The organism is Bacillus sp. GW821-FHT11D08 (genome assembly GCF_058808515.1).
In genome coordinates this window covers 138,752-153,253 of sequence record NZ_JBXARS010000004.1, presented here as the reverse complement: position 1 = coordinate 153,253, position 14,502 = coordinate 138,752, and the positions used below count along the sequence as shown (strand labels likewise).

At 42.3% G+C, this 14,502-nt stretch carries 11 protein-coding genes; 8 read left to right on the top strand and 3 right to left on the bottom strand.

The features are described 5' to 3' along the window. Window positions 1-10 precede the first annotated feature (10 nt). Window positions 11-769 carry an N-acetylmuramoyl-L-alanine amidase gene (locus AC1RRX_RS10270; RefSeq protein ID WP_053104415.1) on the bottom strand — a complete coding sequence of 253 codons (759 nt, stop codon included), beginning with the start codon at window positions 767-769 and terminating at the stop codon, window positions 11-13. Between the two features lie 306 nt (window positions 770-1,075). Between AC1RRX_RS10270 and spoVK the strand changes: the two genes are divergently transcribed. The 5 genes from spoVK to glnA all read left to right on the top strand — a co-directional run bounded on the left by spoVK (window position 1,076) and on the right by glnA (window position 6,624). Next, window positions 1,076-2,044, top strand: coding sequence for a stage V sporulation protein K (gene spoVK, locus AC1RRX_RS10265; protein WP_007611621.1), 969 nt, complete (start codon window positions 1,076-1,078; stop codon window positions 2,042-2,044). A gap of 129 nt (window positions 2,045-2,173) precedes the next feature. Beyond that, window positions 2,174-3,436, top strand: a complete 1,263-nt coding sequence (hflX, locus tag AC1RRX_RS10260) for a GTPase HflX (RefSeq protein ID WP_144464313.1) — start codon at window positions 2,174-2,176, stop codon at window positions 3,434-3,436. 16 nt (window positions 3,437-3,452) lie between these two features. Then, window positions 3,453-4,718, top strand: coding sequence for a methionine gamma-lyase family protein (locus AC1RRX_RS10255; protein ID WP_047935741.1), 1,266 nt, complete (start codon window positions 3,453-3,455; stop codon window positions 4,716-4,718). 109 nt (window positions 4,719-4,827) lie between these two features. Continuing rightward, window positions 4,828-5,232 carry a MerR family transcriptional regulator gene (locus tag AC1RRX_RS10250; RefSeq protein ID WP_007410366.1) on the top strand — a complete coding sequence of 135 codons (405 nt, stop codon included), beginning with the start codon at window positions 4,828-4,830 and terminating at the stop codon, window positions 5,230-5,232. 57 nt (window positions 5,233-5,289) lie between these two features. Further along, the gene (glnA, locus tag AC1RRX_RS10245) at window positions 5,290-6,624 is read left to right on the top strand and encodes a type I glutamate--ammonia ligase (protein ID WP_007410365.1); all 1,335 of its coding nucleotides are present in this window, start codon (window positions 5,290-5,292) and stop codon (window positions 6,622-6,624) included. 214 nt (window positions 6,625-6,838) lie between these two features. On the opposite strand, the gene AC1RRX_RS10240 is transcribed toward glnA, so the two are convergent. Further along, entirely contained in the window at window positions 6,839-7,933 is a 1,095-nt protein-coding gene (locus AC1RRX_RS10240; protein WP_046702328.1) for an L-dopachrome tautomerase-related protein, read from the bottom strand. A gap of 565 nt (window positions 7,934-8,498) precedes the next feature. On the opposite strand from AC1RRX_RS10240, the gene AC1RRX_RS10235 reads away from it, so the two are divergent. Then, a complete protein-coding gene (locus tag AC1RRX_RS10235) occupies window positions 8,499-9,890 on the top strand; it encodes an MFS transporter (protein ID WP_007410362.1) in 1,392 nt (463 codons plus the stop codon). 42 nt (window positions 9,891-9,932) lie between these two features. Then, on the top strand, window positions 9,933-11,534 hold the full coding sequence (gene xynB / locus AC1RRX_RS10230; RefSeq protein WP_144464311.1) for a xylan 1,4-beta-xylosidase: 1,602 nt from the start codon (window positions 9,933-9,935) through the stop codon (window positions 11,532-11,534). 143 nt (window positions 11,535-11,677) lie between these two features. Here the strand turns inward: xynB and xylR are convergent, their stop codons facing one another. After that, the gene (gene xylR, locus AC1RRX_RS10225; protein ID WP_025284775.1) at window positions 11,678-12,832 is read right to left on the bottom strand and encodes a transcriptional repressor XylR; all 1,155 of its coding nucleotides are present in this window, start codon (window positions 12,830-12,832) and stop codon (window positions 11,678-11,680) included. A 263-nt stretch (window positions 12,833-13,095) separates the two neighbouring features. Here xylR and xylA point away from each other — a divergent pair, with 263 nt between their 5' ends. Next, complete coding sequence (xylA, locus tag AC1RRX_RS10220) at window positions 13,096-14,433, top strand: xylose isomerase (protein WP_144464309.1); 1,338 nt, start codon at window positions 13,096-13,098, stop codon at window positions 14,431-14,433. The last annotated feature ends 69 nt before the right edge of the window (window positions 14,434-14,502 follow it).

Below are 14,502 nucleotides of genomic sequence, written 5' to 3'. Positions count from 1 at the left end.
GGTTTTTCATTTAGTCTTGTATAATGAAGGCATCAAATCCGGCTTTTTCGGCCCGCGCGGCCAACGCTTCAGCGTAATCTCTGGAAGAGAATGCGCCGATCTGCACTTTAAATAAGCCGCCTTTTGGAAGCACAATCGCGTCAAAACCTTTAGACTCCGCATCGGCGGCAAGCGCATCAGCATTTGCTTTCACTTTGAATGCACCGATTTGCACTTTATATAAGTCAGCCTTTTTTTTTAGACCGAAAGCTTGCTCCAAGCCCTTGGCATGTCCTCTTGCAAGGCTTTCAATAAAACTGGCTGTTTTCAGTTTGTTTGCATCAGCTGACGTATCAACAAAACCATTCTCCGTCAAAATCGCCGGCATACTTGTCTCCCGCAGCACATGGAAGTTGGCTGTTTTTTTTCCTCGGTCATTAAAACCCGATGCTTGAATCACTTGCGTGTGGACGGCTGATTGGTAAGTCGAGGTCGGCGCTCCGACACCGGGGTAAATATAGCTTTCGAATCCGGTTCCGCCTCCTGAGTTAATATGAATGGATAAAAAATAATCTGCGCCCCAGCTGTTGGCGGCATCCGTTCTTTCCGTCAGGCTGACCGTCTTATCGCTTGTCCTGCTCATCGTGACAGAAACTCCTTCATACTCATTCGTCAGAATCGTGCGCAAAGCCAGCGCGATCTCCAGCGTGACCGCTTTTTCCTGAAGTCCGTTTCCGGTTGCACCTGAATCAGTTCCGCCATGACCGGGGTCTATAAAAATTTTAACCATTCTCCATCACCTCATTACAGCATATGATGATAATCAAAAGGTGCTTGTACGGCTGTCATTCATGAAAAAAATGAGAAATACACCCAACATTTCCCGGAAAATAAAAATAAATGGTTTGTCCTCCCGTTTCTTCTGAATACAATAAGAAATGAAAAATATTTCTCGGGAAAGCGCAGGATTCAACATCATTCCCGAAGAGAACGGAAAAAATGACAGATAAAGAGGAAAAGGGGCCTCATGATGATAGGCGGATGTCACCGAACCGCTTCATCATGAGTAAGATAAAGAGAGAACAGAGAGGTGAGCATGTTGGAGCGCGCTGTAACCTATAAAAATAACGGACAAATTAACATCATTCTTAATGGCCAAAAGCAAGTGCTGACAAATGCAGAAGCTGAGGCGGAATATCAGGCCGCCCTGCAAAAAAATGAAGCCAAGCACAGCATTCTGAAAGAAATTGAAAAAGAAATGAACACATTAGTGGGTATGGAAGAAATGAAACGCAACATTAAAGAAATTTACGCGTGGATATTCGTCAACCAAAAACGGGCCGAACAAGGGCTTAAAGTCGGAAAACAAGCTCTTCATATGATGTTCAAAGGGAACCCAGGCACCGGGAAAACCACCGTCGCGAGACTGATCGGCAAGCTTTTCTTCGAAATGAACGTGCTTTCCAAAGGACATCTGATCGAAGCGGAACGTGCTGATCTGGTCGGTGAATACATCGGACACACGGCGCAAAAAACGAGAGATCTGATTAAAAAATCGCTCGGGGGCATTTTATTCATTGATGAAGCATACTCACTTGCAAGGGGCGGAGAAAAGGATTTCGGTAAAGAGGCGATTGATACGCTTGTCAAGCATATGGAAGACAAACAGCATGAATTTATTCTGATTCTGGCAGGGTACTCAAGAGAAATGACACATTTCCTGTCATTAAATCCCGGCCTGCAATCGCGTTTCCCTATCAGCATCGATTTTCCGGATTACTCTGTCACTCAGCTGATGGACATCGCAAAGCGCATGATAGCAGAGCGGGAGTATCAATTAAGCCAGGAAGCCGAGTGGAAGTTAAAAGATTACTTAATGACAGTGAAAAGCACGACAAGCCCCATAAAATTCAGCAACGGGCGCTTTGTCAGAAACGTGATTGAAAAATCAATCCGCGCTCAGGCCATGAGACTTTTAATGGGAGACCAATACTTAAAAAACGATTTAATGACGATCAAGAGCCAGGATTTACTTATACAAGATGAGGCGGCAGCTCACGAATAGACCTCTCAGCCGGTTTGAGGGGTCTCTTTTTTATTTCTCTCTTTAAAACCCGCCGGATGTGTGGTATACGCCCTGCGGGTTTGGTATGATAGTACTACTGCCCAATACGACACAGAAAGGAACATCCATTTGAACGAACAGGAAGGAAAAAGAGAAACGGTCATTTTGGTCGGCTGCCAGCTTCCGCACATGACAGATGAGCACTTTGAACATTCCATGGAAGAGCTTGCTTCATTGACAAAAACGGCTGACGGAACGGTGCTGACCCGGATTACGCAAAAACGGAACAGAGCGGATGCCGCTACATATATAGGCAAGGGGAAAGTAGACGAGCTGAAGGCGCTGTGTGAAGAGCTTGAAGCGGATCTGATCATTTTTAATGATGAACTGTCACCGAGCCAGCTTAAATCACTCGCCACTGCAATTGAAGCGAAGATCATCGACCGCACGCAGCTTATTTTGGATATTTTCGCAAAAAGGGCGAAGACGAGAGAAGGAAAGCTTCAGATCGAATTGGCCCAGCTTCAATACGCGCTGCCCCGTCTGAGCGGACAAGGAATCAATCTCTCAAGACAAGGCGGCGGAATCGGGACGAGAGGGCCCGGTGAGACAAAGCTTGAAACAGACCGGCGCCACATTAGAAACCGCATACACGAAATTAACGTGCAGCTGTCAACGGTTATCCGCCACAGAAGCCGTTATCGGGAGAGACGTAAAAAGAACGGCGTGCTTCAGGCTGCACTCGTCGGTTATACCAATGCCGGAAAATCAACATGGTTCAATCAATTAACAAGCTCAGACAGCTATGAAGAAGATCTGCTGTTTGCAACACTTGATCCGATGACGAGAAAGATGGCGCTCCCAAGCGGCTACAGCGTCCTTTTGTCTGATACGGTCGGCTTCATTCAGGACCTGCCGACGACGCTGATTGCGGCTTTCCGCTCAACGCTTGAGGAAGTGAAGGAAGCAGACTTGATCATTCATGTCATTGATTCATCCAATGAAGATTATGCCGGACATGAACAGACTGTCCTCGGTCTGTTAAAAGAGCTTGAGGCAGATGATATTCCGGTGCTGACCGCTTATAACAAACGTGATGATACACTTCCTGACTTCATCCCGACAGCGGGAGAAGGCCACATCATGATCAGCGCCAGAATCGCCGGGGATGAAGCAAAACTAAAAGCGGAAATCGAAGCTTATTTGCGCCGGGAGCTGATGACGCCGTATGAAGTTCATGTGCCTGCCGCCGAAGGCAAATTGATGTCACGCATCAAAACAGAGACCATGATCGACAGCCTTTATTTTAATGAAGAAAATGAACGCTACGAAGTCTCAGGTTATGTACAGGAAGAACAAAGCATACTCGGAGAACTGAAGAAATTCATGTAAGGAAGGTATACACAACATGTTTGACACACTGACCCATGGCGCTCTTTTACAAAAAACCGCCGAAGAAACAGAAGCGGAAATCTCCGCCGTTCATAAAAGAATAGAAGAAATCAGTGAACGGAATGAATGGAGAGTCCTGCAAAGCTACAGAAAACATAAAGTAAGCGATACGCATTTTACGCCTTCAACCGGATACGGTTATGATGATATCGGACGAGATACACTGGAGAAGATCTATGCTGATGTGTTCGGAGGAGAGGCGGGACTCGTGCGGCCGCAAATCATTTCCGGAACGCATGCGATTTCAATCGCGCTCTTCGGTGTGCTGAGACCCGGGGACGAATTGCTTTATATAACAGGCAAGCCTTACGATACACTCGAGGAAATCGTCGGAGTAAGAGGCGGGGAGTATTCAGGCTCGCTTAAGGAATTTCAAATCGGGTACAATGCAGTCGATTTAACATCAGAAGGCAGAGTGGACTTTGAAGCGGTCCGGGCTGCAATCCGGCCGAATACAAAAGTGATCGGCATCCAGCGTTCAAAAGGATATGCGAATCGTCCGTCTTTCAGAATAAATGAAATTAAAGAGATGATTCGTTTCGTAAAGGAAATCAAAGAAGATGTCATTGTTTTTGTGGACAATTGCTACGGAGAATTTGCAGAAGAGCGGGAACCCTGCCACGTCGGAGCGGATCTTATGGCCGGCTCCCTGATCAAAAACCCGGGCGGCGGCCTTGCTAAAACGGGCGGCTATCTTGTAGGGAAAGCCAAGTGGATTGAGGCCTGCTCTTACCGGATGACCTCCCCGGGAATCGGAAGTGAAGCCGGCGCTTCGCTTTATTCACTGCAGGAAATGTATCAAGGTTTCTTTCTCGCTCCGCATGTAGTGGCGCAAAGCTTGAAGGGAGCGGTATTTACCGCCCGTTTTCTTGAAAAGCTCGGCTTTACGTCAAACCCTGCATGGAATGCGCCGAGAACGGATCTGATTCAATCAGTTGAGTTTCAGGACCCTGATAAGATGATCGCTTTTTGCCAGGCGATACAATATGCTTCACCGATTAATGCGCATGTGACGCCTTATCCGAGCTATATGCCGGGATATGAAGACGATGTCATTATGGCAGCGGGCACATTCGTACAGGGAGCAAGCATTGAATTATCAGCAGATGGACCTATCAGACCGCCTTATGTCGCGTATGTCCAAGGAGGATTAACCTACGCGCACGTGAAAAATGCGATTTGCAGCGCCGTAAATGCTTTAATGGAAAAAGAGCTGATTTAGGCCGTTTGCAATTTTCAAAGAATTTGATGTTAAGATTCCTTACATTGTGTTGACACAAAATATAACATCACCTATAATGAGACTAAGATAAGAAAAGGAGGAAATTGAGATGAGTGATAACATTCGCCGCTCAATGCCTTTATTTCCAATTGGGATTGTCATGCAGTTAACAGAACTTTCTGCCCGGCAAATTCGATATTATGAGGAAAATGGATTGATATTTCCAGCGAGAAGCGAAGGAAATAGACGATTATTTTCATTCCATGATGTAGATAAACTGTTAGAAATCAAAAATCTGATTGAACAAGGCGTCAATATGGCGGGGATCAAACAAATTCTGGATAAGGCATCTGCCGAACCGGAAGAAAAATCCGAAAAAACCGCCAAACCGATGAAGCACAATCTGTCTGATGACGAACTCAGAAAGCTTCTGAAAAACGAACTGATGCAGGCAGGCCGTTTCCAGCGGGGAAATACTTTCCGCCAAGGTGACATGTCCCGATTCTTTCATTAATCCGTTAGCAACTGTTTTGCTATATACATTTACCTTTTAGAGGAGGAGTTTTACGAAATGGCAAAGTACACAAGAGAAGACATCGTAAAATTAGTAAATGAGGAAAACGTAAAGTATATCCGCCTTCAATTCACAGACATTCTCGGAACGATTAAAAACGTGGAAATTCCTGTGAGCCAGCTTGAAAAAGCACTTGATAATAAATGCATGTTCGACGGTTCTTCCATCGAAGGTTTCGTCCGTATCGAAGAGTCTGATATGTACTTATATCCTGATCTGAACACATTTGTAATCTTCCCATGGACGGCTGAAAAAGGTAAAGTAGCACGCTTCATCTGTGACATTTACAATCCGGACGGCACGCCGTTCGAAGGTGACCCGCGTAACAACCTCAAACGGATTCTGAAAGAAATGAAAGAACTCGGTTTCAGCGATTTCAATCTTGGACCTGAGCCTGAATTCTTCCTGTTTAAATTAGATGAAAAAGGCGAACCGACGCTTGAATTGAACGATAAAGGCGGATACTTCGACCTGGCTCCGACTGACTTGGGAGAAAACTGCCGCCGCGATATCGTGCTTGAGCTTGAAGAAATGGGCTTTGAAATCGAAGCATCTCACCATGAAGTTGCTCCGGGTCAGCACGAAATCGATTTTAAATATGCTGGTGCCATCCGTTCTTGTGACGACATCCAAACTTTCAAACTGGTTGTCAAAACGATCGCCCGCAAACACGGTCTGCATGCGACATTCATGCCAAAACCGCTGTTCGGCGTAAACGGTTCCGGTATGCACTGCAACCTATCACTCTTTAAAGATAGCGTTAACGCGTTCTTTGATAAAGACGCTGATCTTCAGCTGAGTGAAACAGCAAAACATTTCATTGCCGGTATCGTAAAACACGCGACAAGCTTTACGGCTGTCACAAACCCGACAGTGAACTCTTACAAACGCCTTGTTCCGGGCTATGAAGCACCTTGCTACGTGGCATGGAGCGCGCAAAACAGAAGCCCGCTGATCCGTATCCCGGCTTCCCGCGGCATCAGCACGCGTGTTGAAGTCCGCAGCGTAGACCCGGCGGCAAACCCGTACCTGGCGTTAAGCGTATTGCTTGCAGCAGGCCTTGACGGAATCAAAAACAAACTTGAAGCACCGGCTCCGATTGACCGCAACATCTACGTCATGAGCAAAGAAGAGCGCATGGAAAACGGCATCGTAGATCTTCCGGCGACGCTGGCGGAAGCTCTCGACGAATTCAAATCAAACGAAGTCATGGTTGCGGCACTCGGTGAGCACCTGTTCGAACACTTCATCGAAGCAAAAGAAATCGAATGGGATATGTTCCGCACACAGGTTCATCCGTGGGAGCGCGAACAATACATGTCTCAGTATTAATCTCTCAATCCCTTGGCACTATTGGTGCCAGGGGATTTTTTGGTTTTGGTCATAAGATTAAAAGAACAACATTTTTGGTCCTTGACCAGAATATGACCAAAAAAAATTGAAGTTATAATTGAGGACACGTATTTATTGTAATCCCTTATTCGGTTTAGGATGAAGGCTAAATGAAGCTAATTATGTTCTAAAATTGAACCGGCCATTTTTATTTTCAAAAAGCAGGAGCAGGAAATTCATCAATTTTGATACGAAGTAAACTATAAGGTTTCTGTCGTAAGTCTTTTCCATAATGAAATCTAGCCTGCCGATGTAATTGGTTCACGATGACATATAAGTATTCATCCGGACCAATCGAAAAAGTATCCGGCCATAAAATTCTCGGATCATGTGCGATGGTTTCCATTGTGCCATTCGGCAGCATCTTTCGAATACTATTGTTCTCATAATCTCCGGCATAAATGGCTCCTTTCGCATCTGTAATCATTCCATCAGACGCGCCTTTTTCTCCCCAATACGCCACATGATAAAGTAAATCCATGTCCGGTATATTTCTATCTCTCAGGGCTTCTGTTGAGATCGAGAACAGATGACGGCTGGTCAGTGGACAAAAAAATAATACCTTTCCGTCAGGAGAAATCGCAATACCGTCGGATGCCAGCCTAAATGGGGAAGTTGAACCATCCCTGTTACGATTCATCAAAATTTTGCCTTCTACTTTCGGTATAAAATAGGAATCCGGTGAAGTTGGATTTGCTCCATTTAACCGTCTAAATGCGTTTCCGGTTTCTAAATCCACGACGATAATAGCTCCTGGTCCTTTGGAAGAAGAATCCGTTATATAGGCATAACCTGCAGTTCCAACACGAAAATCAAATCGGACATCATTCAGGTAAGTTGTTGGAAGGACAACATCTTCTGTAAAGGTATAAACTCTTCTGATTGTATTGGTTTTTAAATCAACAGCGACTAATTTTGCCCCGCCTTTAATTGGTTCAGAAAAATTGGGTGCCGCCGTATCTAGTACCCAAAGCGTTCCTCTTCCATCAGTAACTACACTTTGGACACTGATGAAAGTCATTTTGATATTCTCAGGGTTAACCAAATTGGTTTGTAAATCAGGATAAGGCTGCAATTTATCCCCAATTATTTCCGCCACCGTAAATTTAACATTGTCTCCCCATTTCGGAAAACAAATGAAAATACGACCAGTTTCTGAAACAGTAACACCGGTAGGCATAGCTCCATAAAATGCATAAACCAGTTCTAAATCCCCAAAATATTTTTCAAAAGGCAGCATAGGTTTCATAATATCCTCCTCAACCAATTAAACGGGATATCACTTATATATGATTCGCATTTTTTCTAGTGCATGTTTCTTAATAAGTTTTTCTAAACAAAAGATGATGGAAGTTCTTATCATTTAATAAGTCAGTCAGGTGACACAGGGGGGTTTACTTAACGTCTGTCGAAGCAGTCGGCAATTACAACATGGTATGTCCTTTGGTCGGTTTTAAATTCTCTGAAAAAAGAGTTGAAAAAGCAGAAAAGATTTTATAATATGAAATCAAGTTAGTTTGTTCGATCAACAAACTAATAAAACCACTTTAATTGTCCATCATGTAAAGGTCTTAAATGGGAGGGGGATAAGAGGCTCGATTTAATTGGAGGTATATAAAAAGCGAAAGCCAAGCTTTTATCCTGTTCACTGCTATCTGATCACCATTTGGATGTTGAAAATGCTCTGTGAAAGTAAACCGCTATCATTTTTTTGAAAGCGCTTTTATATGCCGCTCACTGGCTGATAATTTTAAAGAAATGTTATACCATTTCATCATGTTCCTTATGTAAAGGATCGAAAAGGGGAGGAAATCATGCTCAGTGAAAATGTAAAGAAGATCAGCATGGTTGAAAAAGTTGGATATGCGTCTGGAGATTTTGCATGTAATTTAATTTATGCAACAGTGTCTACGTATCTTTTGTTCTTCTATACAGATGTTTTTGGTTTATCGGCAGCAACAGCCGGTACGATGTTTTTAGTGGTTAGAATCATCGACGCTCTCGCTGATCCTTTTATTGGAACAATAGTTGACAGAACAAATAGCAGGTTTGGCCGCTTCAGACCGTATCTTTTATTCGGAGCTTTTCCCTTTGTCATATTGGCAATACTCTGTTTTACAACCCCGGATTTTTCGGATATGGGGAAATTAATATATGCCTATATCACCTATGTCGGCTTATCGCTTACATACACCATGATAAACGTGCCATATGGCGCGTTAACATCTGCAATGACCAGAAATAATCAAGAAGTTGTTAGTATAACGTCTGTCCGTATGTTATTTGCAAATCTTGGAGGACTTGTCGTTGCATTTTTTGTTCCCTTACTGGCTGCTTATTTAAGCGATAATTCCGGCAGCGAATCTCTTGGCTGGCAGCTAACCATGGGTATTATGGGAGTTATAGGCGGGTGCCTTTTAATCTTTTGTTTTAAAAGCACAAAAGAGCGTGTCACGCTTCAAAAATCGGAAGAAAAAATTAAATTTTCGGATATATTTGAGCAATTTCGTGTTAATCGGCCTCTAGTTGTATTAAGTATTTTCTTTATTATTATTTTTGGAGTGAATTCAATCAGTAATTCGGTTGGCATCTATTACGTAACGTATAATTTAGAAAGAGCGGATTTAGTGAAGTGGTACGGTTTGTTGGGAAGTTTGCCTGCTTTGGTCATTTTACCGTTTATTCCAAAGCTTCATCAATTATTAGGGAAGAAGAAATTACTAAACTATGCATTATTACTGAATATGATCGGCCTCTTAGCTTTACTTTTCGTTCCGTCAAGTAATGTATTCCTGATACTTTCCTTTCGATTGCTGGCTGCTGCAGGAAGTCTCACTGCCGGGGGATATATGTGGGCGCTTATTCCTGAAACAATAGAATATGGAGAGTATAAGACCGGGAAAAGAATGGGCGGTCTTATATACGCTATTATCGGATTTTTCTTTAAATTCGGCATGGCCTTGGGAGGGGTTGTACCGGGTTTGGTTCTAGATCAGTTTGGATATGTGGCAAATCAGGTGCAAACGCCGGAGGCATTGACGGGAATTTTAATTACAACAACCATTATTCCCGTGTTCTTACTGGTTCTGGCCATGATTGATATTAATTTCTATAACTTAGATGAGAAAAAATATAAAAGCATGGTTCGAGAATTAGAGAATAGAGACAAAGTTTATTTGGATCATATTGACGATTTCAAAGCTTAAAACATGATGAGTCAACAGAAAATAGCTGAGGAGGAGTTCAAAATGAAGATCATCAATCCAGTACTTAAAGGATTCAACCCCGATCCGAGTATTTGCAGGGTTGGAGAGGATTATTATATCGCTGTATCTACATTTGAGTGGTTTCCGGGAGTCCAGATACACCACTCAAAAGATTTAGTCAATTGGCGCTTAGTTGCACATCCATTACAGAGAGTTTCGCAATTAGACATGAAAGGAAATCCTAATTCAGGCGGGGTCTGGGCGCCATGTTTAAGTTACAGCGACGGAAAGTTTTGGCTGATCTATACGGATGTTAAGGTAGTAGATGGCGCCTGGAAAGATTGCCACAATTATTTAGTGACTTGTGACACGATTGATGGTGATTGGGGGGAGCCGATCACATTAAACAGCTCGGGTTTTGATGCTTCTTTGTTCCATGATACGGATGGGAAAAAATATTTATTAAATATGTTATGGGATCAGCGTATTGATCGGCACTCCTTTGGAGGCATTGTCATGCAGGAATATTCTGATAAGGAGCAAAAACTAATCGGTAAACCGAAAGTGATTTTTAAAGGAACTGAAAGAAAGCTGACAGAAGCGCCGCACCTTTACCGTATCGGGAACTATTATTATTTATTAACCGCAGAAGGAGGAACACGGTTCGAACATGCTGCTACAATTGCCCGTTCTGCAAATATTGAGGGTCCATATGAAGTACATCCTGATAATCCTATCTTAACGTCATGGCATGCGCCGGAAAATCCGCTGCAAAAATGCGGACATGCATCCATTGTACAAACACATACAGGCGAGTGGTATTTAGCTCATTTAACGGGACGTCCCATTCACCCGGACGATGATTCAATTTTTCAGCAGAGAGGATATTGTCCTCTGGGCAGAGAAACAGCTATTCAAAAGCTCTATTGGAAAGATGGCTGGCCTTATGTAGAAGGCGGAAAAGAAGGGAGCTTGGAAGTGGAAGCGCCTTCTATACCTGAAACAATGTTTGAAGAAACCTATCCGGAAGTTGATGAATTTGAGGATGCAATATTAAATATTAATTTTCAAACGTTAAGAATCCCGTTTACGGAGAAATTAGGTTCATTAACTCAAGCGCCAAATCATTTACGATTATACGGCCATGAATCCTTAACTTCGACATTTACTCAGGCATTTGTAGCCAGACGCTGGCAAAGCCTCCATTTTGAAGCGGAAACGGCTGTTGCGTTTTATCCGGAAAATTTTCAGCAAGCCGCTGGTTTGGTGAACTATTACAATACAGAGAATTGGACGGCTCTTCAAGTCACGTATGATGAAGAACTTGGCCGTATTCTTGAATTAACGATATGTGATAACTTTTCTTTTTCACAACCGTTAAAAAATAAAATTGTGATTCCTCGTGAAGTCAAGTATGTCTATTTAAAAGTGAATATTGAAAACGAAAAATATTATTATTTGTATTCATTTAACAAAGAAGATTGGCACAAAATCGACATTGCATTAGAATCGAAAAAATTATCAGATGATTACATCCGCGGCGGGGGATTCTTTACAGGAGCTTTTGTAGGGATGCAATGCCAAGATACGAGCGGTCATCATATTCCGGCCGACTTCAGATATTTCCGTTATAAAGAAAAATAATTAGCACATGAAAAAGGAGATTTCTATTTTAGAACTCCTTTTTCATATTAGAAGGTGCCTTTGTCAGTATTGATTCAGAAATACTCCTAGAATAAAAAAACCCATCTTTAAAGATGAGCGTAAAACATAGAAGTATGTACATTTCAGTTATGAACCATGTCGAGAAAATGATCAATAACAATAGAGGACATTCCTAGAGCAGGGGCATTTTTTCCTAAGATAGATGGTAATAATTCATAGCTATTGTCTAGTTGGGAATAAACCCTCGATGACACTTCGCTTTTAATTGAATGTAAAACCATAGGATGCGATTCAATGATGCTGTTTCTTAAAATGATGGCTTGCGGATTAAATGTATTTAAAATATTGGTCAGGCCTATTCCTAAATAGAAACCAAAATTCTGTAATGCCTGTAAAGTTCCAACATCATTCAGATGGGCGAGGTCTATGATATCTTGGCTGGACACTTTTTTCTCTTTCGTCTGAAGAGATGTTAATAAAGCCTTCTCTGAAGCATACAATTCCCAGCAGCCTCGGTTTCCGCAGCTGCATTTAGGACCCTTAAAGTCTATTGTCATATGTCCCATTTCTCCAGAGAATCCGCCAACCCCTCTATATAAATGATTGTTGATCATAACGCCGATCCCTATTCCTGTACCGATACTTGCATAAATAATGTTATCGTGATTTTTTGCAGCACCAAATACTTTTTCTCCATATGCGCCGGCATTTGCCTCATTTTCAATAAAAACGGGCACATTGAACTTCTTTTGGATGAAAGATTTTAAGTCAATATCTCTCCAGTTGGCGTTCGGAGCGAAAACGATTTTTTGATTTTTGTCAATCAGCCCGGGCGCGCATATCCCTATACCAATAAGGCCGTATGGAGATTGCGGCATATTTGCAATAAAGTGATGAATCATCTCAATTAAAATATCTTTAGTGATTTCTGGAGAATTGCATTCCAAATGGTGGTGTTGATCAAGGACGATCGTCCCTTCAAGATCTGTTAAAATGCCATTAACATAATCCACGCCAACATCTATTCCTACGGAGTATCCTGCTTTTTTATTAAAAACAAGCATAACAGGTCTTCTGCCGCCGCTTGATTGTCCCTGACCGATTTCAAATACGAGGTTTTCTTTCATTAATGTGTTTACCTGTGACGAAACAGTTGATTTATTTAATCCGGTCATTTCAGATAATTTTGCTCTTGAAATAGGTGAATTTTTAAGTATTTCGTTTAGCAATAACTTTTGGTTAACTTTTTTGACAAAGGCTTGATCAGCGATATCCACTTCATCCACTCCATTTGTATAATCTTTAAATTAAGTTGAACGTTCTGTGTTATCGTGCGAAACGCAGTACATAGCGAATCCAACCTTTATTATATCTAATGTGTTCGTAAAAAACTAAAAAAAATATTGAAAATACTGATGAGGTTATATAAGATGAAAATAAGTTAGTTTGTTTGGCCAACAAACTAATGTGCAACATGACATAAAAGCATCTGTATTTGAATGATCATGTTTAGAATTTATTTTTAAGGGGGAAATCACACATGGCTCACTCTCATTCCGGTTCGGTCAACTATTTTGAAAGCGCAAACAAATTGATTTACGAAGGGAAAGAATCCACGAATCCTTTAGCATTTAAATACTATAATTCTCAAGAAGTAATTGGCGGAAAAACGATGAAAGAGCATTTGCGATTTTCTATTGCCTATTGGCATACATTTACCGCTGACGGCACAGACATTTTTGGCGCAGCTACGATGCAAAGACCGTGGGATCACTATAAAGGCATGGATCTGGCGAGAGCGAGGGTAGATGCAGCGTTTGAGCTGTTTGAAAAACTGGATGCGCCATTTTTTGCTTTTCATGACCGGGATATCGCACCGGAAGGAAGTACGTTAAAAGAGACAAATCAAAATCTGGATATAATCGTGGACATGATAAAAGACTACATGAGAACCAGCGGCGTTAAGCTATTATGGAATACTGCAAACATGTTTACGAATCCCCGTTTCGTCCATGGTGCGGCGACTTCTTGTAATGCAGATGTATTTGCGTATGCCGCAGCCCAAGTAAAAAAAGGATTAGAAACAGCAAAGGAGCTTGGCGCCGAGAACTATGTATTTTGGGGCGGACGTGAAGGGTACGAAACTTTGTTAAATACCGATTTGAAATTTGAGCTTGATAATATGGCCAGATTTATGCATATGGCAGTGGATTATGCGAAGGAAATCGGGTATACAGGGCAGTTTTTGATTGAACCAAAACCAAAAGAGCCGACCACCCATCAATATGATACGGACGCAGCAACAACCATTGCCTTTTTAAAGCAATATGGCTTAGACAATCATTTTAAATTAAATCTCGAAGCCAATCATGCCACATTAGCCGGGCATACATTCGAACATGAATTACGCATGGCGAGAGTGCATGGCCTTCTTGGCTCTGTTGACGCGAATCAGGGTGATCCGCTTTTAGGCTGGGACACAGATGAATTTCCGACAGATTTATATTCTGCGACATTAGCAATGTACGAAATTCTGCAAAATGGCGGTCTTGGAAGCGGCGGATTAAACTTTGACGCAAAGGTGAGGAGATCTTCTTTTGAGCCTGATGATTTACTATATGCCCATGTTGCAGGGATGGATACATTTGCAAGAGGGTTGAAAGCCGCCCACAAATTAATCGAAGATCGTGTGTTTGAAGATGTGATTCAACACCGTTACCGCAGCTTTACTGAAGGGATTGGGCTTGAAATTGCAGAAGGAAGAGCTGATTTTAAGACGCTTGAGCAATATGCGCTGAACAATCAGCCAATTAAAAACGAATCAGGGAGACAGGAGCGGTTAAAAGCGATATTAAACCAATACATTTTAGAGGTATAACAAATGAAAAAAGAAGCTCCAGATCCCGCTATAAAAAGATGCAGGCAGCCGAGTTCCCGGAATGGCCCG

Bases quoted from the DNA above. Each gene is read 5' to 3' on its own strand.
- AC1RRX_RS10270 (WP_053104415.1), bottom strand. From the start codon at position 769: ATGGTTAAAATTTTTATAGACCCCGGTCATGGCGGAACTGATTCAGGT.
- spoVK (WP_007611621.1), top strand. From the start codon at position 1,076: ATGTTGGAGCGCGCTGTAACCTATAAAAATAACGGACAAATTAACATC.
- AC1RRX_RS10255 (WP_047935741.1), top strand. From the start codon at position 3,453: ATGTTTGACACACTGACCCATGGCGCTCTTTTACAAAAAACCGCCGAA.
- AC1RRX_RS10250 (WP_007410366.1), top strand. From the start codon at position 4,828: ATGAGTGATAACATTCGCCGCTCAATGCCTTTATTTCCAATTGGGATT.
- glnA (WP_007410365.1), top strand. From the start codon at position 5,290: ATGGCAAAGTACACAAGAGAAGACATCGTAAAATTAGTAAATGAGGAA.
- AC1RRX_RS10240 (WP_046702328.1), bottom strand. From the start codon at position 7,933: ATGAAACCTATGCTGCCTTTTGAAAAATATTTTGGGGATTTAGAACTG.
- AC1RRX_RS10235 (WP_007410362.1), top strand. From the start codon at position 8,499: ATGCTCAGTGAAAATGTAAAGAAGATCAGCATGGTTGAAAAAGTTGGA.
- xynB (WP_144464311.1), top strand. From the start codon at position 9,933: ATGAAGATCATCAATCCAGTACTTAAAGGATTCAACCCCGATCCGAGT.
- xylA (WP_144464309.1), top strand. From the start codon at position 13,096: ATGGCTCACTCTCATTCCGGTTCGGTCAACTATTTTGAAAGCGCAAAC.